We start from the raw sequence: 26,273 nt of genomic DNA on the forward strand, positions 1-26,273 counted from the left end.
GGGTCGAAATCGGTAGTTCACAGCCGGCGGCAGACGTGCTTGCCGCGGCCGCTTCTCAGCACCTCGCAGTTGGTCGGGTCGGTTGTCGGGCGCGTGGTGACAGACTTAGAAGCTGTGGCGAAATTAATTAGACAGCTTTAGTCGACTCCAGCAAATCCTGGAACAGGCAAGCGATAGGAAGGCCTCGTGGATATGGGCATATCGTTCATAGCGAATCTTCAATCGTCTGAAGGAGTGCAGCCAGGCAATCGAGCGCTCGACGACCCAACGCGTTTTACCCAGACCGCTACCGTGCGGTGTGCGCAGCCTGGCAAGCAAAGGAGTGATGCCACGCTCGCGCAAGCGTCGGCGGTGCGCGTCGGAACTATAGCCACGGTCGCCCTGCACGATTTTTGGCTTGCGCAACGGGCGTCCGCGCTTGCCGCGCACGCAGGGAATCGCGTCTACCGGCGCATCCAGTTGGGCGACATCGTGAACATTCGCACCAGTCAGGATGACCGCGAGAGGGATGCCTTGCGCGTCGACGATGATGTGGTGCTTGCTGCCGAGCTTGCGCCGGTCCGTCGGATTGGGGCCTGCTTTTTTCCCGCTGCCATCGCGCGAATTGAAGAACTGTCGACGATGGCACGCGCCATATCGAGCTGTCCGCGACGACGCAGCTCCGCCAATAGCGTCTCGTGCATACGTTGCCAGACGCCCGCTTTCTGCCATGCGACCAGTCGTCGCCAGCAAGCGGTGCCCGAACCGCAGCCCATTTCCTGGGGAAGCAGATTCCACGCAATCCCTGAGCGCAGCACAAACACGATGCCGGCCAGTATGGCGCGGTCCGGTGTCGGTTTGCGGCCCGCGTATCGGCGATTGCGCGGCTCTCGCGCAGGCAGCAACGGTTCGATGAGTGACCACAGTTCGTCGTCTATGAATTCTTTGGCCATTGCTTCCTGTCGAGCAAAACAAGATAGAAAGTTACTAAGATTTCCGTTTGTAGTGTCAGGTGAGAATCCACGAAAACCCCTGATAACAGGGCTCCGTTGTGAATTCATGCCTGACTCTACAAGCGCGAAGGTTAGTAACAGCAGTCGGAAAAAGTTAACAGCCCCAATGGGTAATTTCGCAACAGCTTCTTAATGTCACAACGGTGACACTTTTAGTGCGGTCTACTGTCGTCGGGTGCGAACCCGGACCTTTGCAGTACACGCAATGTGCGACGACCCGCAGGAGGCTTCGCTCGGTGGGGATCTGAAGCGATCGAGGCGCAGGTATGGGGGCGCCTCGATCGCGGCTGACCGGGCGCAGCTGGCGCAGGTCGGATGCAGCGCTCAGGCAAGACGCCGGCCCATTTGCGAGGGGGCCAGAAGTCGGATACAGCAGTTCGGGCCGAAGCGCACGAAGTTCGCCGGCCGGCGGGCGTTAGTCTCGTTCCCACTCATCCCTTGCCGAGCGGTGGGCGAGTGGGGAACCCAGCCATATTGCTCAACTGGGCCAGTTCATTGGCCGCCTCGCGCAGCAATACGGAGTACTCATGAATCTTCTCAACCGTCAGACGCACCCGCGGGCCGGCCAGGCTAATGACGCCGACGCAACGCGAGCCGCTAACCACCGGCGCCGCCACCGCTGACATGCGCGGAGCGAACACCTCGTCGATCATCGCGTAGCCGCGCACACGTGCAGCGTGCAGGAAACCCAGCAGCCCTTTTAGCGTCGTCGGCGCATTGGGCCCGAACTCATTCGGCTGTCCAAAACCCTGCTTCAAGACCAGTGCAACCGCCTGCTCATCGGTCATGGTCATGAGCCATGCGTGTCCGGTCGACGTGCAGGAAAGTCGCGCTGCCTGGCCCATGTCGGGATCATAGCGGAAGCCGGTGCGCTGCCCGTCCGCCTTCCCCACCCAGATGATTGCTTCGCCGTCCACCAGCGACAGCCGCGCCAGTTCGCCGGTCTGCGCAGCGACGCGTTCGATGATTGGCTGGGCGATATCCGCGATGCCGGTGAGGCTCAGGAATTCCAGTCCGTTCGACGTCATGCGCATTGTCAGGATGTAGCGGCCGTGATCGACCAATTGCCTGACGTACCCGCCTTCGACCAGGTCGGCTAGCAGGCGGTGGCACGTACTGCGCGGCAAGGCCAGGGCATCGGCAATTGCCAGGAGACCCGCGCCTTCGCCTTGCGACGCGAGGAAATCGAGAATTCTCAATCCGTTCTTGAGCGACATTTCTCGCAGACTTTCATGATGTGAAATGCAGTTCCGGCGCGGAACGTCCCGCGCTCCGAGCGCAAACAATAACACTTGTTCGTGGCCGCAAACGAACGCTTCACCATACCGAACAATGAGGAGACACCATGTCAGTTCTAGCTGACCCAGATATCGCCGCGGGCGGAAGATCCGCGCAGACTCAGTTGATGGCGCGTCGCGCAGTGGCGGGCGCAACCGTCGGTACCGCGCTGGAATGGTTCGACTTCGCGTTGTATGGCGTGGTCGCGGCCACGATCTTTCCGAAGCTGTTTTTCCCGTCGCTCGACCCGACCGCCTCGCTGCTCGCGTCGCTGGCGAGTTTCTGGGCCGGGCTCGCCGCACGGCCGCTTGGGGCGGTGATCTGCGGGATGCTCGGCGACCGTTGGGGACGCCGAAAACTGATGCTGATCACTGTCTCGGTCATGGGCGCTTCGTCGTTCCTGATGGGATTGCTGCCCACTTACCACCAGGTTGGCATCCTCGCGCCAACGTTGCTGGTCTCGCTGCGCATCATCCAGGGGTTCGCGCTCGGCGGGGAATCGACGGGCGCACAACTGATGGCGGTGGAGCACGCGTCTGCAGCGCGACGCGGATGGTATTCGGGCCTGCTCGGCATTTGCTCGCCGCTCAGCCAGATTCTCGCCAATTTCACGCTCTTTACGCTGGCGGCGACGCTTTCGTCAGACGACTTTGATTCCTGGGGATGGCGAATCCCGTTCCTCGCAAGCTTCGTCCTTGTGCTGCTCGGTATCTACATCCGCAGGAAGGTTAGCGAGACACCGGCCTTCGAGGCGCTCAACAAGAGTGGTGCGCGTACACGCGCCGCCAATCCGCTCGGCATCGTGTTCAAGTACCACTGGCGCACGGCGCTTCGCCTGACGCTGTTCTTTTGCGGGCCGGCTGCGCTGTTTTATCTGATCGTGGTTTTCTCTCTGAGCTATCTGACCAAGCATCTCGGCGTACCCAGGCAGACAGGCTTCATGCTGTTGATGGTCGCCAATGTCTGCGCCATCGTGGGCGCACTGGCGGGTGGCTATCTGAGCGACCGGATTGGGCGCAAACGTGCGCTGATGATCGGTTCGTTTTGCACACTAATCTGCTGTCTGGTCTATTTTCCGATTCTCGACCGAAACTCGATCGCCATGACAATGGCCGTGATGGGCGCGTTCCTCGGCTTCACACAGTTCCAGAGTGGCATCCAGCCGATATGGTTTGCCGAGTCCTTTCCGACCGAGGCGCGCTACACGGGGTCGGCACTGTCGTACTCGGGAGCCAACCTGCTCACCGGCGGCCCGATGCCGATCGTCGCTGTGGCGCTGCTCAATGCCTTTCACGGCTCGCCGTGGGCCATCGTAGCCGTTTGTGGCTCGCTGAATCTGCTCTCCTTCCTCATGATCGCGACGTCCCGGGAAACCAAAGGCACGGCCCTGGAACGCAGCACGACACATTGAAACCATGACTCGCAAACTCTACATCCTCAATGGCTCCAACCTGAACATGCTGGGCGTAAGGGAGCCTCACATTTACGGCAGCACCACGCTGAAGGACATCGAACACAACTGCCTGACGCTTGCCGACGCGCTCAAGTTCGACTGCGTATTCCGTCAGACCAACAGCGAAAGCGAGTTGATCGACTGGATTCAGGAAGCGTTCCTGCAGGACGCTGCGCTTATCATCAATCCGGCTGGTTTTTCGTTCGGTCGGATTCCGGTGCTCGACGCAGTCAAGCTCATCCGCCGGCCGGTAGTGGAATTGCATATCACGAACATCCACAGGCGTTCGGAGGAATATCGTCACTCGACGATCTCGGTGGCGGCCACCGCGGTGATCTGCGGGGCAGGCGCAAACGGATATTTGCTGGCGATTCGCGCCATTGAAGATCTGTGGGGCAACCAGACTTGAGCCGGTCCCTCAATTCATGAAGCACGCGGGCTCGCTGCGGGAGCCCGCTTCAGCCGACATGCGCGCGTCGAGTATCGACTGGATTCGGATGCGGATTCAACCGGTCGATGAAACGGTGCGTGCATGTCTTCACGACCGATGGACCGATCGGCGCGGTGCGAGGCGTGTTTCGGACTCCCGTACGTTAGCCCGGCCCGATGCCGTGGACCCGGGCAGGGAAGCACTCCAGCAGCCAGTCGATAAACACACGCAGCCGGTAAGTCAGATAGCGGTTCCGGGGATAGACGACATGGAACGGATAGGACGGCGGTCGCCATTTCGCGAGGATTTCCACCAGTGATCCTTCGCGCAGTGCCGGACTGGCTGAGTGCATGAATGTCTGGATGATCCCGAGCCCCGCCATGGCGGCGCCGAAATGCGCATTGCTTTCGTTGATGCCGATACGGTGCTCGAGCTTGATCTCGAGACTGGCGCCGTCGCGCTCGAACCGGAACGGCATGGCCCTTCCGTTTTGTGACGACACGTAGCTGACCAGGCGGTGCCCGTTCTTCAGCTCTTCCGGATAGGCGGGTACGCCATATTGCTTCAAGTACGCCGGCGCGGCGCAGGTGACCATCACGGCATCGCCGATGTGACGCGCGACGAGCGACGAGTCGTCCAGCGCGCCACCGCGAATCACACAGTCCACGTTGTCGCTGATCAGATCGACAGAGCGGTCTGCCACGCCCAGATCGATCCGGATGTCCGGATAACGCCCCATGAAGTCCGGCAGCAACGGAATCAGCACATCTCTCGCGGTCAAGCCACCCACGTCGATACGCAGATTGCCTCGCGCCCGGCTGCGTGCGACGTTGAACGACGAATCGATGTCTTCGAGGTCGTTGAGGATGCGCGTGGCCTTCGCGTAATAATCCTGGCCCTCCGGCGTCACGGTGACCTTGCGCGTCGTGCGCAGCAATAGCCTCACGCCCAGATGCGCTTCGAGCTCTTGCACCAGCTTGCTCATCGTGGCGTTGGGCATATCCAGTGAATCGGCGGCGCGCGTGAAATTGCCTGATTCCACCACGCGGGTAAAGGCGCGCATTGCCAGTAACTGGTCCATCAGCACTTGCTCCCCGGCAGAAAGTTCGGTTGATTGTACACATAGGTGGATAGTCATTTCATCTTTCGCCATTTATCAACAATCGACCCCTCAGTAAAGTGACGTCATGCACTGCACGACGGCACCGGGAAAGACGAGAAGGCGACATGAATGCAGGCATTTCCCGATTCATCCATTCAAGAACTGGAGCAAGCAATGAACAAGCAACTGGAAGGCAAAATCGCATTGGTCACGGGCGGCAGCACGGGCATTGGACTCGCTGCGGCCGAGGAACTCGCCGCTCAGGGCGCGCGCGTTTTCATCACGGGTCGCCGGCAGGCCGAACTGGACGCGGCCGTCGCTGCGATCGGACCGGCAGCCACGGGCATCCGGGCGGACGCTTCCGTGTTGTCGGAACTCGATGAGGTCTATGCCCAGATCACCAGGACGGCAGGCAAGCTGGACATTCTGTTCGCCAATGCAGGGGGCGGGGACATGATGCCGCTGGGTGCGATTACCGAGGAGCATTTCGATCGCATCTTCGGCACCAACGTACGCGGTGTGCTGTTCACGGTTCAGAAGGCGCTGCCGTTGTTGACCAACGGCGCCTCGGTGATCCTGACTTCCTCGGTCACGTCGATCACGGGCACGGCCAATTTCAGCGTCTACAGCGCCAGCAAGGCAGCAGTTCGAAACTTTGCTCGCTCCTGGGCGTTGGACTTGAAGGATCGGGGCATTCGCATCAATGCGGTGAGCCCCGGCCCGATCCGCACACCCGGTCTCGGCGGCCTCGTACCCGATGAATCCCGGCAGGGGCTGTTCGACGCCCTGGCATCGCAGGTGCCGCTCGGCCGCCTCGGCGAATCCGCGGAAATCGGCAAGGTCGTGGCCTTCCTCGCCTCCGACGCGGCCAGTTACATCAACGGCACCGAGCTGTTCGTGGACGGTGGCATGGCCCAGGTGTGACCGCGGGCGAGTGCTCGCAGCGTGGTAGTGAGGCGGGTGGCTCCCGCCATCGCTTGCGAACGACTCGTCGGCAGGGCGGCGAAGTCGCCGCCGCTCACACAGCAATTCCTGCAGAAATGCTCGCGGAATTCGCGCGCGAGGCGCCGGGCGACATATGGCATCCGCCGGTGATGGCTTCGTGCGTCGGCGTCTCCTGGAAGCGATCGAGCCGCCCCGAGTACGCCGCCGGTCGAGGCAAAGCGAAGCGCCCCCGCTACTGCTGGACCGCCGTCAACGTGCGCAACTGTTCCAGCAGCTTCACCGCGGGACTCGGCAGGATGCCGTGCCGCCGGCGAAACGCCATCAACGTGCGCCGGCCCTCGACGCCGGGCAAGTCGAGCGTATCGAATACGCCTGCCTTGCTTTCGGTGAGATACATGGTCGAGGCCATCCAGCTCAGGAACCCCGAGCGCGCCACGAGGCTCTTGAGCGCCGTGATCGAGCGCGTTTGCACGACGACGTTCGGCAAGCCGAGCCCTTGTGCCGCGAACGCCTGCTCCATGTGCTCGAACGGCGCGGTGCCGCGTGGCGGAATCGCCCATTGCTCGTTGAGCGTATCGGCGAGCGTGAGGCCGGCCTTCGCTCGCAACGGATGATCGAGCGCGGCCACCACGTAGCTGCAGTCTTCCCAGCGGCAATCGCCGATGGCCGAAATCTCGTCGGTATCGGGCACGGCCATGCTGAGCGCGAGGTCGATTTCGCGCTTGACGAGCGCGTCGGCGAGCCGGTCCCACACGCCTTCGAGAATCTCGACGCGCAGCTTCGGCCAGCGGCGCAGCACGCCGCTCACCGCGAGCGGCAACACGAGGCTCGCGATGCTGCCCACCGCGCCCACGCGGATCGTGCCTCGCGCCAGGCCGCGCATGGCGTCGATTTCCTCGCGCGCCTGCTCGGCTTCGCGTTGCAGCAGGATGGCGTGCGGCAAGAGCGCCTCGCCCACGGCGGTGAGGTGCATGCCGCGCGAGTGCCGCTCGAACAGTGGCGCGCCTACCTGTTCTTCGAGGCGGCGGATCGCGCGCGAGAGCGCCGGCTGCGTGACGTGCAGCGTTTGCGCCGCGCGCCCGAGGCTGCCGGCAGAAACGATGGTCGCGAACGCGTGGAGTTGCTGGAGGTTGTAGGTCATGCCTAAAGGTAATGCCTTTCGGCATATTGTGCAATTTTCGGTTGCCTGCACGCTCGCGATAATGGTCCTCCATTGAACGACGCACCTTTTTCGACAGGAGGCCTTGGATGACTGGCAGCGCGCCTCAGCAGAATCCGCAGAATTCGCAGCACGAGCACCCTCAGCAGGATCACGCCGGGCACGGCAACGCATGGACCGTGCGCGACGCGGTCATCGACTTCGCGCGCCGGGTGGGCATGACCTCGATCTTCGCGAACCCCGGCTCGACCGAACTGCCCATGTTCCGCGATTTCCCCGCCGACTTTCGCTATGTGCTCGGCCTTCACGAAGCGGTCGTGGTCGGCATGGCCGACGGCTACGCGCAGGCCACGGGCCGCGCGGCGCTCGTGAACCTGCACTCGGCGGCCGGCGTGGGCAACGCGATGGGCAACATCTTCACGGCATTTCGGAACCGCACGCCGCTCGTCATCACGGCGGGCCAGCAGGCGCGCTCGATCCTGCCGTTCGACCCGTTTCTCGCGGCCACCCAGGCCACCGATCTGCCCAAGCCCTATGTGAAGTGGAGCATCGAGCCGGCGCGCGCGCAGGACGTGCCGCTCGCCATCGCGCGTGCGTGGGCGATCGCCATGCAGGAGCCGCGCGGCCCGGTGTTCGTCTCGATTCCCGTGGACGACTGGGACCGGCGCGCCGAGCCCGTGCCCGAGCGCTCGCTCGCACACACCATGCGCCCCGAGCCCGCCATGCTGGCGAACATCGGCGCGGCGCTCGACGCCTGCGCGCGGCCCGCTTTCGTGGTGGGCGGCGCCGTGGACCGCGCGGGCGCGGCAGAGGACGTGGTGCGGCTCGCGGAACGCCATCGCGCGCGCGTGTTTGTCGCGCCCATGACGGGCCGTTGCAGCTTCCCGGAAAAGCATCCGTTGTTCGCGGGCTTTCTGCCGGCCATGCGCGAGCGCATCGTCGAGCTGCTGGGCGGCCACGATCTCGTGTTCGCAATCGGCGCGCCGGCCTTCAGCTATCACGTGGAGGGCCACGGCCCGCATGTGCCGCCCGGCGCCACGCTTTGTCAGCTGATCGACGATCCCGCCACCGCCGCATGGACGCCACAGGGCATGGCCGCCGTGGGCAACGTGCGCCTCGGCGTGCGTGATCTGTTCGAGCGGCCGGTGTCTGCCGCCGCTCGCGAGCGTGCGATGCCCGCGCCGCGTGCCGTGCCGCTGCGCGCGACGCCGCCCTCCGGGCCGGGCGAGCGCATGTCGGTCGCCTACGCGTTGCAGACGCTCGCCGACGTACGCGACGCGGGCACGACCGTCGTGGAGGAAGCGCCGAGCGCGCGCCCGGTGATGCAGACGTATCTGCCGTTCGAGCGTGCCGGCACGTTCCTCACGATGGACAGCGGCGGCCTCGGCTATGGCATGCCGGCCGCCGTGGGCGTGGCGCTCGCGAAGCCGGGCGAGCGCGTGATCGCGCTGATCGGCGACGGCTCCAGCATGTACTCGATCCAGGCGATCTGGAGCGCAGTGCAGCTCAAGCTGCCGATTACTTTCGTCATCCTGAACAACACGCGCTACGCCGCGCTGCAGGACTTTGCGCCGGTGTTCGGCTTCGCGCCGACCGACCCCGTTCAGGGCACCGACCTGCCCGGCCTCGATTTCGTGGGCCTGGCCGCGGGCATGGGCTGCCCCGGCGTGCGCGTGAGCGAGGCGGCGCAATTGCGCGACACGCTTGCGGGCGCGCTGGCCGGGCAGGGCCCGATGCTGGTGGAGACGCTCGTCGCCTGAACGGTGCACGAGCAACCAACCGATTCACGAATAGCGAGGAAAGAGGACATGCAAACCGTATCGATGCTGATCGAAGGCGTTGAGGTGCAGGCACGCAACGGCGCGACCTTCGAGCGCCGCAATCCGCTCGATGGCACGGTGGCGAGCCGGGCCCCGGCCGCCACGGTGGAAGACGCCGTGGCGGCAGTCGAGGCCGCGGCGGCCGCGTTCCCGGTGTGGTCGGCGATGGGCCCCGGCGAGCGCCGCGCGCTGCTCACGAAGGCCGCGCACGCGCTCGAAGCGAAAGCCGAAGCATTTGCTGCCGCGATGGCGGCCGAAACCGGCGCATCGGGCATCTGGGCCGGCTTCAACGTGCATCTGGCGGCGGCGGGGCTGATCGAAGCCGCCGCGCTCACCACGCAGATAGGCGGCGAGCTGATTCCCTCCGACGTGCCCGGCAGCCTCGCAATGGGCGTGCGCCAGCCGGCCGGCGTCGTGCTTGGCCTCGCGCCGTGGAATGCGCCCGTGATTCTCGCCGTGCGCGCCATCGCGCTGCCGCTCGCGTGCGGCAATACCGTCGTGCTCAAGGGCTCGGAGATCTGCCCGGCCACGCACGGGCTCATCATCGCGGCGCTGCAGGAGGCAGGCTTGCCGCGCGGCACCGTCAACTTCGTGACCAATGCGCCCGCAGATGCCGCACAGGTGGTCGAGGCCATGATCGCGCATCCCAAGGTGCGGCGCGTGAACTTCACGGGCTCGACGCGCGTGGGCCGCATCATCGCCGAATCCAGCGCGCGCCATCTCAAGCCCGCCGTGCTCGAACTGGGCGGCAAGGCGCCGCTCGTCGTGCTCGACGACGCCGATATCGAAGCCGCCGCGCACGCGGCCGCGTTTGGCGCGTTCGCGAATTCCGGCCAGATCTGCATGTCGACGGAGCGCATCATCGTCGACGAGCGCGTTGCCGACGCCTTCGTCGAGCGTCTGGGCGAGCGCGCGCGTGCGCTGCCGCTCGGCGACCCGCGCAAGGGACCGGTCGTGCTCGGCTCGGTGGTGGACATGAGCACCGTGGAGCGCTGCAACGCGCTGGTCGACGACGCGCTCGCCAAAGGCGCGAAGCTCGTGTGCGGCGGCAAGGCCGAGAGCACGCTGATGCCCGCCACGCTGCTCGACCATGTCACGCCCGAAATGCGCATCTATCACGACGAGTCGTTCGGCCCCGTGAAGGGCATCGTGCGCGTGCGTGGCGAGGACGCCGCGATTGCGTGCGCGAACGACAACGCGTACGGCCTCTCTTCGGCGGTGTTCAGCCGCGATACGGCGCGCGCATGGAACGTCGCGCAACGCATCGAATCGGGCATTTGCCACATCAACGGGCCGACGGTGCACGACGAGGCGCAGATGCCGTTCGGCGGCGTGAAGGAAAGCGGCTTCGGGCGCTTCGGCGGCAAGGCGGGCATTGCCGAATTCACCGAACTGCGCTGGATCACGATGCAGACGGCGCCGCGCCACTATCCGTTCTGAGGGCACGCCATGCACATCGCCATACTTGGCGCGGGCGCGATGGGATCGCTGTTCGGCGGCCTGCTGGCCGAAGCGGGCCACCGCGTGACGCTGCTCGACGTCGACGGCGCGCATCTGAACGCCATCAACGAGACCGGGCTGCGGCTCACGACCGACGCCGGCGAGCGCACGGTCGCGAATCTCGAGGCATTGCGCCCCGAAGCCGCGATGCAGCCGGCCGATCTGCTCATCGTTTTCACCAAGACGCTGCACACGCAGGCAGCGCTCGGCGCGGCGCGCGCCGTGCTTGGGTCCCATACCGCGTTGCTCTCGCTGCAGAACGGCCTCGGCAACGCCGAACGGCTCGGGCAGTTTGCCGACCCTGCACGCGTGATGATCGGCGTGACGACCTGGCCCGCCGACAAGAACGGCCCCGGTCGCGTGAGCTCGCACGGCGCGGGCACGATCCGCTTGATGAACGCCGACGGGGCCGCTACGCCGATGCTCTCGCGCACGGTCGAAGCGCTCAACGACGCGGGTCTCGCCTGTACCGCGGACGCGGACGTCTGGGCCGCGATCTGGGAGAAAGTCGCATTCAACGCAGCGCTCAACAGCCTGTGCGCGGTGACGGGCTGCACGGTTGGGGAACTCACGAACGTGGCCGACGGCGAGTCGCTCGCGCTGAAGATCGTCGCGGAGGTTGCGGCGGTGGCGCGGGCGCATGGCGTGGCCGTGGATGAGGCGCACGTGAGCGAGAACGTGCGGTATGCGCTCGCGCATCATCGCGCGCATCGCCCTTCGATGCTCCAGGACGTGCTGGCCGGGCGCAGGACCGAGATCGAGGCCATCAACGGCGCCGTGGTGGAGGCCGCTCGCTTCAAGGCCATCGCGGTGCCGCACACGCAAACGCTGCTGCAACTCGTTCGCCTCGTCGATGCAAAGGACTCCAGATGATGTAGCCGGGAGGCGGAGGGGCATGCCGGCTTCGCCATGCCCAAAGGTTATGGGTTTTGCGCGAAACGGAAACACCCATCGGCGTGCGCGCCGGCTATGCTTTCCAATATGATTACAAACGTATGACTGCGTGCTTACATCGCAGCAAAGGAGACGCTTCATGGATTACGCCACGCCCGCACCCACATCGGGGGCGACGCCGCACGAGCCGGCCGCAGCCGCCGCCCGCACGGTCGATATCGGGCGCACGCTCGATGACGGCCCCTACGCCACGCTACAGAAGATCGCCGTCGTACTGGCGGCGCTGTCGATCGTCGTCGACGGGTTCGACAGCCAGCTGATCGGCTTTGCCATTCCCGTGCTCATCAAGGAGTGGGGCATCACGCGCAACGCATTCGCGCCCGTCGTGGCGGCAGGGCTGATCGGCATGGGCTTCGGCAGTGCGTTCGCCGGCCTTTTCGCGGACCGCTTCGGGCGCCGCTGGGCCGTGATCGGCAGCGTGTTCGTGTTCGGCTCGGCCACCTGCGCGATCGGCCTCGCGCCGGACATCGCGACGATTGCCGCGCTGCGCTTCATCGCCGGCCTCGGCATTGGCGGCGCGTTGCCCAGCGCGACCACGATGACGGCCGAATTCACGCCCGCACGCTTTCGCACGTTCGCGGTGACGGCGACGATCGTGTGCGTGCCGCTCGGCGGCATGGTGGCGGGCCTCTTCGCGGCGGAAGTGCTGCCGCCCTACGGCTGGCGCGGGCTGTTCTTCGCGGGCGGGGTGTTGCCGCTGCTGCTCGCGTTCCTGTTGCTCGTGGCGCTTCCCGAGTCGCCGCGCTTTCTCGCGCGCCGCCCGCACCGCTGGCCCGAGCTCGTGCGGCTGCTCGGCCGCATGGCGCGTCAGGTTGTGCCCGAAGCGATCTTCACCGACGTGCGCGAGCAAACCGCCGAGAAGCACATGGGCTTCACCGCGCTCTTTCGCGACGGCCGCGCGCGCGACACGCTGGCGATCTGGGGGGCGTTCTTCATGTGCCTGCTCGCCGTGTACAGCGCATTCAGCTGGCTGCCCGCCATGCTGACGAGCGAAGGACTGAGCGTGGCGCTGGCGGGCTACGGGCTGAGCGCCTACAACCTGGGCGGTGTGATCGGTGCGCTGCTGTGCGCGCTCGCGATTGCGCGCTTCGGCTCGCGCGGCCCGCTGCTGCTGTGCTGCGCTGGCGGCGCGGCAAGCGCCTGGATGATCCTCGGCGTGGGCGCGACCCAGCACACCGCCTGGCTGATCACGGGACTCGGCGTGCACGGACTCTTCGTCAACGCGGTGCAATCGACCATGTACGCACTTTGCGCCTACGTCTACCCGACGAGCGTGCGCGCGACGGGCACGGCCTCGGCGCTGGCGTTCGGCCGCATGGGTGCGATTCTCAGCGCGTTCGCGGGAGCCGCGGTCATTACCGCGGGCGGCGCGGCCGGCTATCTGACGATGCTCGGTGCGGCCATGGCCGTGGTGCTGGTCGCGCTCGCCATGGTCGGCCGCCATATCCCGAAGGGCGCGGCGCAACGCCGGGCTTGAGGAGGTAACCGTGTCAGGGAGGCCGCCGCGGCGCGCGCGGCTACCCTGACCGGCAGGCGGCGACGCCGATTCACTTCATCGCATCTTGCATGCGGCTTCGCACAGCCTGCTTCGGTTATTCCGCTTGATCAATCAAGAGTACTAAAAAATTGCGCCAGGGGCTGCGCGGTTAGCGGCCGCCCATGGCGCACCCGATCGATAACAACGTCCGGCTGGCGGCGAATCCGCTTGACCGGCAAATCAGGAGAACCTGGAGATCATGAAACTTCGGATCGCAGCGGGGCTGGCGTGCGCCGGCCTGAGCGCAACGGCGTTCGCGCAGAGCAGCGTGACGCTGTATGGCATCGTCGATACCGGCATCGAGTACGTGTCGCACGCGAACGCCGCCGGCGACAGCGTGGTGCGCATGCCTGGCATCACCGGCGAAATGCCATCGCGCTGGGGCATGCGCGGCAGCGAAGGCCTGGGCGGCGGCTGGTCGACCCTCTTCGCGCTGGAGAGCGGCTTCAACATGCGCGGCGGCACCTTGAACCAGGGCGGGCGCCTCTTTGGCCGCCAGGCGTGGGTGGGCCTGAACAGCCCGTATGGCAGCCTGACGTTCGGGCGGCAATACACGATGACGTACTGGGCCATCGCCGATGCCGATCTGCTCGGGCCTGACATCTACGGTGGCACGGCCTCGTTCGACCAGTACCTGCCGAGTTCGCGCAGCGACAACACGGTCGTCTACAAGGGGAGCTACGCGGGGTTCACGCTCGGCGCGACCTGGTCGTTCGGGCGCGATTCGGCGGGAACCGGCAACTCGCCCGGCCAGGGCACCTGCGCCGGGCCCGTGCCGGGAAGCTCGCAGTCGTGCCGCGAATGGTCGGCCATGCTGCGCTACGATCGCAACGGCTACGGTGTCGCGGCCGCATACGACGAACAACGCGGTGGCCCCGGCGCCTCGGCGAACCTGTTCGACGGCACGCCAACGTTCGCGTTGACCAATCCCGGCGATACCGACGTGCGCATCCAGCTCAACGGCTACGGCCAGGTTGGGCCGCTGCGCATCGGCGGCGGCTGGCTGGGGCGGCGCGTCGACACGGTCTCCTCCGCCACGCCCAATGTGCACTCCGACCAGTTCTATCTCACGGCGCAGTATCCGGTGACGGCCGCCTTCATCGTCGACGGCGGCGTGTATCACATCGTCAACGCCGAGAACGACACGCGCGGCACGATCGCAGCGCTGCGCAGCACGTATCTGCTCTCGAAGCGCTCCGCCGTTTATCTGCAGGGCGCCTACCTGTGGAACAGCGCGAAGGCCGCCTACACGGTGAGCCAGGGCGGCGGTGGCACGACGCCCGCGCCGGGTGCGGGGCAACTGGGGCTCATGGCGGGCATCCGGCATAGCTTCTGAAGCGGCGCGGGCATGAGGGGTAGTGTGTGCTGCCTCTCTTCGAGCCACGTCCTCCGGTATCGGGCCGCGGCCTCAATCGAGCTGGGTGGCAAGCGTGTCGAATTCAGTCCGATAGCGCTGCGCGAGCGCGTATGCCGTGTCGCGCAGCAACTTGCGATCGACAGTCAATGCCGCGCCGACAGCGTCGGCCAATGCTTCCACGCGCACCGCGCCTGCAATGCCTTCGGGTTCCCATGTCGCCGGGTAGGCCGATAGCTTGCCAGGCTGCGCGCAATGATCAGGATGACTGATGTTAAGTCGCGCGAGCGCGTAAGCCATCGCCACGATGCGTCCATGCAGACTGCTGCCGCAATAGACGCGGCACCCCGCGATCAGCGCGCAGATGTCCCAGACGTTCAGCGACGCGAATACGAATACCCGTACCGCAGCCTTGCGCAGGCGCGCGGCAACGCGTTCGTACACGGCGAGGTCGTCGTGCCATGGCGCGGCGCCCGCCCGAAACAACACAATGCCGATGCCATGTGCCTGCGCCACGCGCGCGAGCTGCGCGGCTAGCGTATCGAGTGTTGCGTCGTCGCCGAAATCCGCGCTGAACTGCACCGCTGCGTAAGCGCCAGGGAACGTTTGCCGAACTTCGCGCATTGCGCGGTTGGCAGCGTGGCGGCGGATCGTCGTGCCGAACAACGCTACCGTCATCACGGCCGGGTCCGGTATGAGGCGCGCATCGACGCCCCATTGTGCGAGCCACGCCTGGGTTTGCTGGTCGCGCACGGTGACCGAATCGGCAGATTGCAGGGCGGCTAGCACGTGCGTGCGGTGATCGGCGTCGCACGTGTCGAGATCGACGCCGCCCACGGCGTTGAACGCGAGATGCCTCACGCGCACGCCGGGCAACGCGGCTTTCGGCAACACATAAGGCGCGAGCGACGCGAAGCCGAGTTGCGCGCGTGCCCACATGCGCCTGCGGCGCAGCCATTCGCCTTCGGCAGCAATGAGCGCCTGCACGCGCTGCGGCGCGGCGAGCATCACCGCCGCTTGCCACGCGTCGCAGGTCAGCAGCTCGCCGCCCGCGTGGACCACGTCGACGGCACGGCCCCGCGCGAATGCCGCGACGCGCGCGAGGGCAACGGTGGCTGGGCCGCCGTCGCCACGCGGGTCGCGCGCGGCGAGCCCCGCGAACAGCAACTCGCGGCGCGGCAGCATGCGCGCCACCACCTGCGCGATCAGCAGGTCGCCGAAGTTGTGGCGGTCGAACGCGCCGAAAAGCACAGTTGGCGTGTGCGGCATGCGGGCCTCAGGTAACGCGCTGCGCCACGCGTTTCATCGCGGCGCGCACCGCCTGTCGTGCGCGACGATTCTCGCCCTTGCGCATCACGACGGCGATCTCGAGCGTGAGATACGGCAGGCGGCCGCTACCGTGAACGAGCCTTCGGCAATGACAGCATCGGGCGTCGCGAACGCTTCCAGCTTCATGAGAATCCTCATCGTCGGACCGTATCAGGTCAAAACTGTCCAGGATCGGCACGCTGTGTCGGGCCTCTTTTCGCTCAGTAAGGGCGTTTCGCCGGATCCCTCGCTTGCGATAGCCGAGAGACCGTGTGCGGCCTGGACGAGCGCACATCGCAGGAGCAGCACGCTACACCTATCCGAGCTTGTCGCTTTCGCGCACTTCGACCGCAATCGCCATGGCTTTGAACGCCGGCGGACAGATTTCCACCCGCAGCCCGCAGATTACCCCTTTCGCCGCGAACGAAATCAGCGAATGCTGGCACGCGTTCTTCTTCGGGCGCAAATGTCGTGACGCGCAACGTCGGAAATCGTGCGAATGTCATAGACGCTTCGGTACCCAGTGCGTCAAGCGTTGCGAGATCGGCGTTTGAGGGCGTCAGGGCGTGAGCACGCAGGCCGCTTCAGCGCAAATTCGCGCCGTACTGGCTAATATGGCACTGCGCTTGCGAAATCGCCGGCAGCCGGCAAACCAACCTGGAGTGAGGAGCAAACGAAATGCCTTTGCGTAAGACAATATTGACCGTGGCCGCATTCAGCGCCGTGGTGGTCAGTGCCAGTGCGAATGCCCAGATTGCGGGCTCGCAGCCCTTGAGCGTATCGGTCGAGCAGTCGCAGGCACTGCTCGAAGGTTGGAGCGTGAAGAAGAGCGTGCTCGGCAAGCCCGTTTATAACGACGACAACGCGAAAATCGGCACGGTGCGCGACCTGATCGTGGCGCCGGACGGTTCAGTATCCGCAGCGATCGTTTCGGCGGGCGGCTTCCTCGGCGTTGGCACGCATGATGTCGCGGTGCCGATCGCATCGCTCGATGTGCGTCAGGGCAATCTCTATCTGCCCGGCGCAACCAAGGAGGCGCTGAAGGCGACGCCGGCATTCCAGTACGCGAAAGTCGAGTCGCCGCCGAAGCCGAAGAAGGTAGAAAAGCAGCAGTAAGCGTTCAGCCGCTGCGATCCGTCGGGCCATGCGGGCACGCGTTGCGAGCGCGCATGGCCCGATAGCGTTTTTCGCTTGCCGGCCAGCTGAGGTCAGTCGCGGCGCGTCCAGTCCGGCTGTTGCAGCGTCATGCCGTGCAGCCCGCGATACTGCGCGACGGGCGGCGACGACCAGCCCGCGAGCAGATCCGGCGCAAGCCGGTAGACTTCGACGCCGAGAGGCCGGCAGACCTCGAGCGGGTCGCGAGCGTCGGGTCCCCACATCGGCACCGAAAGATCGCCGCCGGGGCACGTCGAAAGCGCGCACAGCAAATCGATCTCCGCGAAGAACTCGAGGTAGTCGCCCTTCTTCGCGGGGCACGCCTTCATGAAGTACTTGTCCTCCAGATTCAGGCCGGTGCACTGGAATACGTTGAGCACGTCATGCACGTCGTACTCGGTGAGCCCGTATGGCGCGATGGCGCGCGTGAGGTTCGAGTGGCAATGGAAGTGGAAGTCCTCGCCGGTCAGCATGCGGTTCACGTACGGGTCGCAGCGCGTGCCGAGCAGGTCGTGCACACGCCCGCCGTGCTCGTCGACGCCGTAGCCGGCCAGGCTATCGTCCGTGATGGTGACCATCGGGCGCAGGAAAGGCAGCGTGGACCACAGGCGGTCGAACGTGCTCACGTGCGCCTGCTGTAGCTGGCGCGTGCGCGAAGCCCACATGCGCTCGCGCGGATTCTGCCGGTTCCACAAGTTGAGGTCGGCCACCTGCGGACCTTCTATCGTCACGATCCGGAAGATGTGGCCGGCGGCCACAGTCCAGGCCCGACCCGAGCGTATCGGTACGACGATCGACTCGATCAGCTCGCGCTGGTCCTGCTTCTCGGCGATGCGGCGGTAGAAGGCCTGGTCCACGTCGAGCGCGGAGCCTTTTGTCGACTGATAGGCGGCGGGGTAGTTCAGCATTGCATCGTACTCCTGTGCAAGCCGGTGGCGCACCGAACGGCGAGGCGGCCTCGCCGGCCAGGAGTGCAAGCGGCGAGGCGATATGGCATGGCGCACCTGGGCAGGTTCTCGTGCTGGGGAGTATAGGAACCGTTGCACGGGAAGACAAACCTTGTTCGACGACCCAATCGGAGCCGTGCCCTGTCCTTTTTCGGGGCGCGAAGGGCCCTGGGCCGCGCCGCTTACCCGGCGGCTTCGTGTACAGTGCGCTTACTCCTTGAGCACAGCGTGTGGGCGGATGGCGCCCGCTGGCCCAACGCCCGCGGCCCAACGTCCATGGCCCATCGACACGCGACGATACATGATCAGACTGGAAGACCTCGTCATCTTTATCAGCGCGGCGGATAACGGAAGCCTTTCGGCTGCCGCGCGCCAGCTCGATCTCACGCCTGCCGTGGCGAGCGTGGGGCTCAAGCGGCTCGAAAGCGAGCTCGGCACGCGCCTGCTCGCGCGCTCCACGCGCAGCCTGCGCCTTACGCCGGACGGGGAGCGCTACCTCGAATACGCGCGCAACATCATGGAGCAGGTGGAGGCCGGGCAGAATGCCGTGGCGCACGGCCGCAAGATGATTGGCGGCACGGTGTCGCTGTCGATTCCCTCCGACCTCGGGCGCAACGTGCTCGCCGCCTGGCTCGACGAATTCCAGGCACAGCATCAGGCGGTGTCGTTGCAGGTGCACATCGGCGACCGCGTGACCGACATGTTCCGCTCGCCGATCGCCATGGCGATTCGCTACGGCGTGCCGGAAGACTCCTCGCTCGTGGCGCTGCCGCTCGCGCCCGAGAACCGGCGCGTGCTGTGCGCCGCGCCCAGCTATTTCGCGCGCCACGGTCGCCCCGAGGCGCCCGCGGACCTCACGCGCCACAACTGCCTGCGCTTCGCGCTGAGCGACATGCTGCACGACCGCTGGACCTTCTACCGCGGCGAGGACGCGACCGTGGTGAGCGTGCACGGCGATCGCACCAGTGACGACGGCGAACTCGTGCGCCGCTGGGCGGTGGCGGGCCACGGCATCGCGTACAAGTCGCGCCTCGACGTGCTGGCCGACATCAAGGCGGGACGCCTCGAAACCGCACTCGACGCATTTCAGGGCGAGGACGCGCCGCTGCACCTCGTCTGCGCGCATCGCACGATGCTCTCGCCGACGGTCAATGCATTGCGCGACTGGTTACGCGATCGCATTGCGGCGCATCTGGCCTGAAGGGCGATTCGAAACCCGGCCCGAGCCGTTTCGGGGCGCACCTGCTGCTTCGCCTTTCCCGCCTTCCCGGTTTTTGGCCGCGAACTGCAGCCGCGAAATCACGCGCGAGCGACGCCGCCCGATCTTCAACGCGTCTTTGAAGCTGAATTCGCAGTTTGCCGCTATGCGGGGCGTGGCCGTTGGCCGATCATGGCTCCCAACACGAACGGCTCGAGCTGGCAAGGAGGCCCGGATGATCGTCGCAATTGCCCGCTTCTATCTGAGAGCAGACAAGATTTTGCATTTCGAGGCGGCATGGCAGCGCGTGTGCCCGCTGCTCACGAACAAGCCGGGCTACCGGGGGCATCGGCTCGGACCGCAGTGCGAAGACGAGGGCTGCTATGTGCTGGAGGTCGAGTGGAACTCGCTCGACTCACAAAGCGCGTTCATGATGCACGGCGATTTTCGGGCCTTCCTGCACACGCTATGGCCGTACTTCTCGGCCGACCCCGACCTGTACCACTTCGAGCCGCTCGCGCAGAGCACCGCCGCGTTGCGCTAGCGAACCAGATGCAACCGGCTTCCCGCAAATTGATTGTCTGGAGGTATTCACGATGAAAGCGATTGGCTACTACCGTAATCTTCCGATCAACGACCCCGAATCGCTGATCGATCTCGAACTGCCCGACCCGCAGCCGGGCCCACGCGATCTGCTCGTCGAAGTGCACGCGGTATCGGTCAATCCGGTCGACGTGAAGGTGCGCGCGAGGATGGCGCCCGAAGAGGGGCAGCCGAAGGTGATCGGCTGGGATGCGAGCGGCGTCGTGCGGGCCGTCGGCAAGGACGTGACGCTGTTCAAGCCTGGCGAGCGCGTCTGGTATGCGGGCTCGCTGCTGCGCCCGGGCACCAACAGCGAACTGCACGTGGTGGACGAGCGCATTGTGGGCCACATGCCGCAGACGCTGAGCTTCGCCGAGGCGGCCGCTTTGCCGCTCACCACCATCACGGCGTGGGAACTGCTGTTCGACCGCCTCAACGTACCGGAGGGCGCGGCGCCTTCGGGCGACTCGCTGCTCGTGATCGGCGCGGCTGGCGGCGTGGGCTCGATTCTCGTGCAACTGGCGCGCAAGCTCACGGGCCTGACCGTGATCGGCACCGCGTCGCGGCCCGAGACTTCGCAGTGGGTTGGCGAACTGGGCGCGCACCACGTAATCGATCATACGAAGCCGATATCGCAGGAGTTGAAACGCATCGGCATGGATGGCGTCGATTATGTCGCGAGCCTCAACCAGACCGATCGCCATTTCGACGAGATCGTCGCGTCGATCAATCCGCAAGGCCACATTGCGCTGATCGATGACCCGGAGCTGTTCGACTTCCGCAAGCTCAAGACGAAGAGCGTGGCGCTGCACTGGGAGTTCATGTACACGCGCTCGATGTTCTCGACGAAGGACCAGATTCGCCAGCATCGCCTGCTCGATCGCGTGGCTTCGCTCATCGACGAAGGCGTGTTGCGCACGACGCTCAACGAGCGCTTCGGGACCATCAACGCGACGAATCTGCGCCGCGCCCACGAACTCCTGGAAACCAACCGTTCGCGCGGCAAGATCGTGCTCGAAGGCTTCTAAGCTAACGCGGCGGCTCGCGCGCCTGCCGCAAGAGTTGCGAGGGCAACTGGGCGAGCGCGCGATCACACCTCGGTGCGCTGCGTGGGGTCGTCCAGATCGCCATTGGCCGGCGGCGCGCCGAGATCGATATCGTTCATGCCCTTGTTGAGCTGATTCAGGAAGTGAACGAGCGAAACCTTGTCGTCGAAGCGAAAACTCGCGAGCGCCTGGCGGTAGAACTCGTAGATCTTCGGCTGGAGGCTGTCCCAGAACACCTTGCCCTTCTCGGTGAGGACGACTTTTTTCGCGCGCCTGTCGACGGTATCGGTCACGCGCAGCACGTGCTCGTCGCGCTCGAGGCGCTTGAGCACGCCATCGAGACTCTGCCGGCTCACCACGAGATAGTCCGCGAGTTCGGAAAACGACATGCCCTGCGCGACCTGCGGACGCGAAAGCGCGCCAAGCACCGACCACTGCACGGTCGTGATGCCGAGCGCTCGCGTCGTCTGTCTGTCGAGCGTGTTGCCCGCCTGGAACAGCCGGAAGAACAGCCGGTTGTGGATGGACGAGACGGATTGATCGTACGTAGGGTCGTTCTGGGTCATGGGCGCCTGCTTCGGTCGCCGCGCTCGTGCGGCGGGCAATGAGACAAATACCTGATACGAAAATATTGGCCGGAAGTCAATGGTGCGTCGATATGGGCAGTACGCCTTCTCCTACCCCCAATATATGTCAAGATATTGACGCAAATTCGGCGCTCACCTAGAGTGTGGAAACGACGCGCGAGAACATCGAAAGAACATCGAGGGACATCCCCATGGCGACCTTCCACAGGCTTTTGACCCCGCTTACCGTCGGCTCGACGGTGCTGCCCAACCGCATGGTGATGGGCGCCATGCACACGCGGCTCGAAACGCTCGACCGTCCGCATGAGCGTCTCGCCGCGTTCTATGCGGCGCGGGCGGCCGGGGAAATCGGCCTGATCCTGAGCGGCGGGTTTGCGCCGAATCCCGAAGGCGTGATGGAGGCGGGCGGCCCCCTCTTCAATCGCGCGGAGCAGCTCGACGAGCATCGCGTCGTCACGCGCGCCGTACACGAAGCCGGTGGAAAAATCGTGCTGCAGATCCTGCACGCGGGCCGCTATGCGAAGGTGCCCGAGTGCGTGGCGCCAACGGCCGCCAAGGCGAGAATCAACGCGTATGCCCCGCGCGCGCTGAGCACGCAAGAAGTGCGCGCGTGCGTCGCCGATTTCGCCAATACGGCGGCGCTGGCGGTTCTCGCCGGTTACGACGGCGTCGAGATCATGGGCTCCGAGGGCTATCTCATCAACGAGTTCACGGCCGCCTCGACCAACCAGCGCGACGATGAGTACGGCGGTAGCTTCGAAGGCCGCATCCGGTTCCCGCTCGACATCGTGCGTGAAGTGCGCGCGCGCATGGGGCGCGAGCCGATGCTGATCTATCGCATCTCGTCGATCGACCTCGTGGAGGGCGGCATGAGCGGCGCCGAGATCGCGGCGTTCGCGAAAGAGATCGAAGCGGCCGGGGCGGACCTCATCAACACGGGCGTGGGCTGGCACGAATCGGCGGTGCCGACGATCGCGGCTTGCGTGCCGCGCGCGGCCTGGCGCGACGCGATCCGCAACGTGAAGGAGGCGGTGTCGATCCCGGTGATGGCGTCGAACCGCATCAACATGCCTGACGTGGCGGAGGCATTGATCGCCTCGGGCGTGGCCGATCTCGTTTCGATGGCGCGTCCGCTGCTCGCCGATCCCGACTTCGCGCAGAAGACGCGGCTCGGCATTGCCGACGAGATCAACACCTGCATCGGCTGCAATCAGGCGTGCCTCGATCGCATCTTCACGGAACGCACGGCGACTTGCCTCGTCAATCCGCGCGCCGGCCGCGAGATCGAGTTCGCGACGGGCAAGGCCCGTCACGCGAAGCGCATTGCCGTGGTGGGCGGCGGGCCGGCCGGCATGGCGTTCGCGATTCATGCCGCCGAGCGCGGGCACGCGCTCACGCTGTTCGAAGCTGAAGCGCAACTGGGCGGCCAGCTCAATCTCGCGAAGGTCGTGCCGGGCAAGGCCGAATTCCACGAGATGCTGCGCTATTTCGAGGTGCGGCTGAAGCGTCTGGGCGTAACGTTGCGTCTCGGGCAGGCCGCGAGCGCCGATGAACTCGCGGGCGTTGCATTCGACGAGATTGTCATCGCCACGGGCGTCACCCCGCGCGTGCCCGATATCGCCGGCATCGATCATCCCAAGGTGGTGTCGTATATCGACGTGCTGGCTGGCAAGGTCGAGGTGGGCGAGCGGGCGGCCATCATCGGCGCGGGCGGCATCGGCTTCGACGTGGCCGAGTATCTGCTGGGCGACGCGCGGGAATCGCTGGACCGTGGCGTGTTTTTCCGTGCATGGGGCGTCGATCCGGCCAACGCGCGCGACGGCGGCATCACGCGCATGGAAGGCCATGGCGCGCCGCGCCGCAGTGTCCACATGTTCCAGCGCAAGACGGAACCGCTGGGCAAAGGCCTCGGTAAATCGACAGGGTGGATCCTGAAAGCGAAGCTGCGCAAAGCGGGCGCGATGATGATCCCGGGCGCGACCTACGACGCGATCGACGACGAAGGCCTGCACTACAGCGTCGACGGCAAGCCGCACTTGCTCGCCGTCGATCATGTCGTGCTGTGCGCGGGCCAGCATTCGAACCGCACGCTCTACGACGAACTGCTTGCACGCGGCGCGAAGCCGAAGGTGATAGGCGGCGCGGATTTCGCCGCCGAACTCGACGCGCTGCGCGCGCGCGATCGATCAGGCGGCGCGCCTCGCGACGATGCTATAGATGTTGCGATAGGCGTCCGCTTGCTCGGCGAGTTCGTTCTCGCACGCGTTGCGCTGTGAGCGCCGTGCTCACGCACGCCGTATCTTCTCGCTCGACTTTTTCAGCATGAGCATCAGTGCCGACTCGATCTCCTTGCGTTTCGCGTTCGTTTCCTGCGTGGGCACGAACTACGCCGCGCGCGAGAGCTTGCGCGCGGCAGGCACGCCACCACGCTCGCACATTCGCGCAGTCGCGGGCTCGCGCGGCACGACCTGGATCGGCGTGTCGGTGCCGCGCCGCACGTCCGCGGCGACGTCCTCGGCCAGCCACCACGGCCAGCGCGGCTTGCGCGCGCCGACGACGATCAGGTCGGCGCCGGCTTCATCGGCCAGCGAAGCAATTGCGCGGCCCACGTTCATGCTCGCCACCGGCAGTGTGAGCATGCGCGTTTCAGCGGGGCAGGCGGCGGCGTCCAGTACGTCCGCAATGCGCCGGACCGTATCGCGTCCGTTGGCTTCGAGGATGTCGAGTATGAGCGCGCAGTCGAAATCGGCCGCCGCTGTGAAGCACGGCGTGGGATCGACCACGTGCAGCGCTATCACACGCGCACCGTAAGTTCGGGCGACCTCGATGGCCGATTCGAGAACGGTGTCGGCTGAGGTTTCGCTTACCGCGACGAGAATCTTCGTGATCATTTCGGGTGTCTCTGCGAAGTCGAACGGTGAGGCACGACAGCGTGTGTTCGCGCTGTGCGTGATCCATGGACGTATCTTCACCCGGCAGAATGAGTGGAAAATTAGCCCGGCACGGTGAAGCGACGGCGCGGCCTGTGCTCATCTCGCGCTAACATTCGGCGCGCTACGCTCGCAGGCATCGAATGCATCGACCTGGGGGACTCAACCATGATGCCTATTCATCGCAAGCACGAGAAGGCGGCGGTAACGGGCGGCCGGCCCGCGCGCGGTATGCGTCACCGTTTGCGCCGTTCCGCGCGCTTGCTGGTTTGCGCGGGTTTGCTCATCGCGCAGGCGTGTTCTGTTACGGAAGCGAAGCCGGTTGCGTGGCACGAAGACATGCAATGTTCGAGCGTTGCGCCCCGGCCCGATCGTGACGGTGCGTTGAAGGAAGAAGTGCTCAGTACGCCGAATGGATCGATCGGCTATTTCCGCTTCGGTCATGGCAGCCCGATCGTGCTCATCACCGGCTACCGGGCGACCGTGGCTGAATGGAATGCCTACTTTCTTGCGGCGCTGGCGAAGCATCACGAGGTGATCGTCTTCGACAATCGCGGCATCGGGCAGTCTCAGGCGCACAACGCGAGCTACACCGCGCGCGATCTCGCGGGCGATACCGCCGCCCTGATTCGCGGCCTGAATCTGAAGCACGTCACGGTGCTGGGTTGGTCGATGGGCGGAATCGTTGCCCAGCAGCTTGCGATCGATGAGCCCGATCTGGTTTCGAAGCTCGTGCTGCTTTCGTCGGTGCCGCCCGGTCCGCGCGCCGCGCTGCCGACGGCCAGTGTCAACGAAGTCTTGTCGGGAAGCGGCGACGGGCATTTCGAGCGCGTGATGGCGGCGCTGTTCCCGCCTTCTGCGGTAGAGAGCGCGCAATCGTGCTTTCTCGACGACATGTTCACGCCGGCGGGCTACGCCGAACCGGCCGTTCCCGCCAACGTGACGCGCGCGCAGGAGACGCTGATGCAGCGCTGGAAGCAGGACAGCCGGGCGCTCAGGCAACTCGATCGCGTGACGGTTCCGACGCTCGTGCTCGCCGGCACGAACGACCAGGTGCTGTGGCCGCGCAATGCGGTGCTGCTGAGCCATGCGCTGCCCTATGCCACGCTGGTGGAAGTGAACAACGGCGGCCACGCGATGATGTACCAGTATCCGTATCAACTGGCTGGGCGCATCGATACCTTCATCGCAAGGTGAAAGTGGAAAGCGCGGTGTCCGATGTGGATACCGCGCGTGTTTCGCGTGGGAGTTGGGGAAACGAGGGAAAAGCGAAGGGGCGATTTGCGTCGCCATTGCGCAATCGCTTCACGACGCGCAATGGCGGGTTCTCCCGGCAGCGGCAACGGCGATGGCGCCGGTTGCCGCTGCCAGTGATCACCAGGTCCAATAACTGCCGAAGCGCGCCGGATAGCCCCAGACGGGCGGCGGCGCATAAACCACGGGCGGCGCGGCATAGACAGGCGTCGTGGCATAGACGGTGGGCGGCGCGATGTGGTTGCCTTTCGACGCCATGCATTGCGAGTATGCGGCGTCGTACCGCGCCTGCAGACCGGCCGACGACGCCTGCGCGTTATTCGCGCCGACAGCGCTACCGAGCAGCAGCCCCGCGCCCGCGCCGATCGCGGCGCCCACGCCGGCATTGCCCGCCGCTGCGCCGAGCAGCGCCCCCGCGGCCGCGCCGCCCACGGTGCCGATGGCGGTACTGCCGGCACCCGATTGCAGGGCGCCTTGCGAGGCCTGGCCAGCGTTGTCCGCGCGGAACGCGTAGTCGCGACAGGCGTAGTCCTCCTGCTGGAACTCGCTCAGCGGCTTGCCGCTGGGCGGCAGCGCGACGACGGATGGGCCGGTGGGCGGGATGGCGGCGCAGCCGGCCAGCGCCACGGCGACGACGCCGAGCGGCAGCGCGAGGCGTGCAATACGTGAGCGTTTCATGATTCTTCCCCGTTGACGATTCAATGCCTGCCATCGTAAGGGGGAAGGATTAGCGCTGAATTAG

The 26,273-nt window shown here is 65.6% G+C and carries 24 protein-coding genes; 14 read left to right on the forward strand and 10 right to left on the reverse strand.

Features of this window, described 5'->3' with window-relative positions:
- Nucleotides 1-123 precede the first annotated feature (123 nt).
- Both VMJ11_RS16660 and VMJ11_RS16665 read right to left on the reverse strand, forming a co-directional pair.
- Nucleotides 124-932 (reverse strand): IS5 family transposase gene (locus VMJ11_RS16660; RefSeq protein WP_414694414.1). Its coding sequence is split into 2 segments (ribosomal slippage): nucleotides 124-593 and nucleotides 593-932, totalling 810 coding nucleotides; the frame shifts between segments, so codons are not numbered across the junction.
- A gap of 491 nt (nucleotides 933-1,423) precedes the next feature.
- A complete protein-coding gene (locus VMJ11_RS16665; RefSeq protein ID WP_325620489.1) occupies nucleotides 1,424-2,209 on the reverse strand; it encodes an IclR family transcriptional regulator in 786 nt (261 codons plus the stop codon).
- 188 nt (nucleotides 2,210-2,397) lie between these two features.
- Between VMJ11_RS16665 and VMJ11_RS16670 the strand changes: the two genes are divergently transcribed.
- Together VMJ11_RS16670 and VMJ11_RS16675 are read left to right on the forward strand one after the other, a co-directional pair.
- Entirely contained in the window at nucleotides 2,398-3,681 is a 1,284-nt protein-coding gene (locus tag VMJ11_RS16670; protein ID WP_325620524.1) for an MFS transporter, read from the forward strand.
- Between the two features lie 4 nt (nucleotides 3,682-3,685).
- Nucleotides 3,686-4,132, forward strand: coding sequence for a type II 3-dehydroquinate dehydratase (locus VMJ11_RS16675; RefSeq protein ID WP_325620490.1), 447 nt, complete (start codon nucleotides 3,686-3,688; stop codon nucleotides 4,130-4,132).
- Between the two features lie 184 nt (nucleotides 4,133-4,316).
- On the opposite strand, the gene VMJ11_RS16680 is transcribed toward VMJ11_RS16675, so the two are convergent.
- Complete coding sequence (locus VMJ11_RS16680; RefSeq protein ID WP_325620491.1) at nucleotides 4,317-5,234, reverse strand: LysR family transcriptional regulator; 918 nt, start codon at nucleotides 5,232-5,234, stop codon at nucleotides 4,317-4,319.
- A gap of 195 nt (nucleotides 5,235-5,429) precedes the next feature.
- On the opposite strand from VMJ11_RS16680, the gene VMJ11_RS16685 reads away from it, so the two are divergent.
- A complete protein-coding gene (locus tag VMJ11_RS16685; RefSeq protein WP_325620525.1) occupies nucleotides 5,430-6,179 on the forward strand; it encodes an SDR family oxidoreductase in 750 nt (249 codons plus the stop codon).
- Nucleotides 6,180-6,432: 253 nt separating this feature from the next.
- Here the strand turns inward: VMJ11_RS16685 and VMJ11_RS16690 are convergent, their stop codons facing one another.
- A complete protein-coding gene (locus VMJ11_RS16690; protein WP_325620492.1) occupies nucleotides 6,433-7,341 on the reverse strand; it encodes a LysR family transcriptional regulator in 909 nt (302 codons plus the stop codon).
- A 107-nt stretch (nucleotides 7,342-7,448) separates the two neighbouring features.
- On the opposite strand from VMJ11_RS16690, the gene mdlC reads away from it, so the two are divergent.
- From mdlC to VMJ11_RS16715, 5 genes are all read left to right on the forward strand, one after another.
- Complete coding sequence (mdlC, locus tag VMJ11_RS16695; RefSeq protein ID WP_325620493.1) at nucleotides 7,449-9,119, forward strand: benzoylformate decarboxylase; 1,671 nt, start codon at nucleotides 7,449-7,451, stop codon at nucleotides 9,117-9,119.
- Nucleotides 9,120-9,167: 48 nt separating this feature from the next.
- Nucleotides 9,168-10,619, forward strand: a complete 1,452-nt coding sequence (locus VMJ11_RS16700; RefSeq protein WP_325620494.1) for an aldehyde dehydrogenase — start codon at nucleotides 9,168-9,170, stop codon at nucleotides 10,617-10,619.
- Between the two features lie 9 nt (nucleotides 10,620-10,628).
- Complete coding sequence (locus VMJ11_RS16705) at nucleotides 10,629-11,552, forward strand: 2-dehydropantoate 2-reductase (RefSeq protein ID WP_325620495.1); 924 nt, start codon at nucleotides 10,629-10,631, stop codon at nucleotides 11,550-11,552.
- Between the two features lie 160 nt (nucleotides 11,553-11,712).
- A complete protein-coding gene (locus tag VMJ11_RS16710) occupies nucleotides 11,713-13,110 on the forward strand; it encodes an MFS transporter (RefSeq protein WP_325620496.1) in 1,398 nt (465 codons plus the stop codon).
- Between the two features lie 259 nt (nucleotides 13,111-13,369).
- Nucleotides 13,370-14,506: a porin gene (locus tag VMJ11_RS16715; RefSeq protein WP_325620497.1), complete on the forward strand. Its 1,137-nt coding sequence runs from the start codon at nucleotides 13,370-13,372 to the stop codon at nucleotides 14,504-14,506.
- A 72-nt stretch (nucleotides 14,507-14,578) separates the two neighbouring features.
- On the opposite strand, the gene VMJ11_RS16720 is transcribed toward VMJ11_RS16715, so the two are convergent.
- Together VMJ11_RS16720 and VMJ11_RS16725 are read right to left on the reverse strand one after the other, a co-directional pair.
- On the reverse strand, nucleotides 14,579-15,793 hold the full coding sequence (locus VMJ11_RS16720) for a polysaccharide pyruvyl transferase family protein (RefSeq protein WP_325620498.1): 1,215 nt from the start codon (nucleotides 15,791-15,793) through the stop codon (nucleotides 14,579-14,581).
- 7 nt (nucleotides 15,794-15,800) lie between these two features.
- Nucleotides 15,801-16,031 carry a hypothetical protein gene (locus VMJ11_RS16725; protein WP_325620499.1) on the reverse strand — a complete coding sequence of 77 codons (231 nt, stop codon included), beginning with the start codon at nucleotides 16,029-16,031 and terminating at the stop codon, nucleotides 15,801-15,803.
- Nucleotides 16,032-16,510: 479 nt separating this feature from the next.
- Between VMJ11_RS16725 and VMJ11_RS16730 the strand changes: the two genes are divergently transcribed.
- The gene (locus VMJ11_RS16730; RefSeq protein WP_325620500.1) at nucleotides 16,511-16,948 is read left to right on the forward strand and encodes a PRC-barrel domain-containing protein; all 438 of its coding nucleotides are present in this window, start codon (nucleotides 16,511-16,513) and stop codon (nucleotides 16,946-16,948) included.
- 92 nt (nucleotides 16,949-17,040) lie between these two features.
- Here VMJ11_RS16730 and VMJ11_RS16735 read toward each other — a convergent pair whose 3' ends face one another.
- Nucleotides 17,041-17,895, reverse strand: a complete 855-nt coding sequence (locus tag VMJ11_RS16735; RefSeq protein ID WP_325620501.1) for an urea carboxylase-associated family protein — start codon at nucleotides 17,893-17,895, stop codon at nucleotides 17,041-17,043.
- Between the two features lie 340 nt (nucleotides 17,896-18,235).
- Here VMJ11_RS16735 and VMJ11_RS16740 point away from each other — a divergent pair, with 340 nt between their 5' ends.
- The 3 genes from VMJ11_RS16740 (at nucleotide 18,236) to VMJ11_RS16750 (ending at nucleotide 20,742) form a co-directional block, all read left to right on the forward strand.
- Complete coding sequence (locus VMJ11_RS16740) at nucleotides 18,236-19,135, forward strand: LysR family transcriptional regulator (protein ID WP_325620502.1); 900 nt, start codon at nucleotides 18,236-18,238, stop codon at nucleotides 19,133-19,135.
- A 232-nt stretch (nucleotides 19,136-19,367) separates the two neighbouring features.
- A complete protein-coding gene (locus VMJ11_RS16745) occupies nucleotides 19,368-19,676 on the forward strand; it encodes an antibiotic biosynthesis monooxygenase (RefSeq protein WP_325620503.1) in 309 nt (102 codons plus the stop codon).
- A 52-nt stretch (nucleotides 19,677-19,728) separates the two neighbouring features.
- Nucleotides 19,729-20,742, forward strand: coding sequence for a zinc-binding alcohol dehydrogenase family protein (locus VMJ11_RS16750; protein ID WP_325620504.1), 1,014 nt, complete (start codon nucleotides 19,729-19,731; stop codon nucleotides 20,740-20,742).
- A 62-nt stretch (nucleotides 20,743-20,804) separates the two neighbouring features.
- Here VMJ11_RS16750 and VMJ11_RS16755 read toward each other — a convergent pair whose 3' ends face one another.
- Nucleotides 20,805-21,326 carry a MarR family transcriptional regulator gene (locus VMJ11_RS16755; protein ID WP_325620505.1) on the reverse strand — a complete coding sequence of 174 codons (522 nt, stop codon included), beginning with the start codon at nucleotides 21,324-21,326 and terminating at the stop codon, nucleotides 20,805-20,807.
- A gap of 212 nt (nucleotides 21,327-21,538) precedes the next feature.
- Here VMJ11_RS16755 and VMJ11_RS16760 point away from each other — a divergent pair, with 212 nt between their 5' ends.
- Nucleotides 21,539-23,623 carry an NADPH-dependent 2,4-dienoyl-CoA reductase gene (locus VMJ11_RS16760; protein WP_325620506.1) on the forward strand — a complete coding sequence of 695 codons (2,085 nt, stop codon included), beginning with the start codon at nucleotides 21,539-21,541 and terminating at the stop codon, nucleotides 23,621-23,623.
- Nucleotides 23,624-23,731: 108 nt separating this feature from the next.
- Here the strand turns inward: VMJ11_RS16760 and VMJ11_RS16765 are convergent, their stop codons facing one another.
- Nucleotides 23,732-24,238: a universal stress protein gene (locus tag VMJ11_RS16765; RefSeq protein WP_325620507.1), complete on the reverse strand. Its 507-nt coding sequence runs from the start codon at nucleotides 24,236-24,238 to the stop codon at nucleotides 23,732-23,734.
- A gap of 207 nt (nucleotides 24,239-24,445) precedes the next feature.
- Here VMJ11_RS16765 and VMJ11_RS16770 point away from each other — a divergent pair, with 207 nt between their 5' ends.
- A complete protein-coding gene (locus tag VMJ11_RS16770; protein WP_325620508.1) occupies nucleotides 24,446-25,474 on the forward strand; it encodes an alpha/beta hydrolase in 1,029 nt (342 codons plus the stop codon).
- 177 nt (nucleotides 25,475-25,651) lie between these two features.
- On the opposite strand, the gene VMJ11_RS16775 is transcribed toward VMJ11_RS16770, so the two are convergent.
- A complete protein-coding gene (locus VMJ11_RS16775; RefSeq protein ID WP_325620509.1) occupies nucleotides 25,652-26,209 on the reverse strand; it encodes a glycine zipper domain-containing protein in 558 nt (185 codons plus the stop codon).
- Between the last annotated feature and the right edge of the window lie 64 nt (nucleotides 26,210-26,273).

This window comes from Paraburkholderia sp. (assembly GCF_035501035.1).
Taxonomy (GTDB): Bacteria; Pseudomonadota; Gammaproteobacteria; order Burkholderiales; family Burkholderiaceae; genus Paraburkholderia.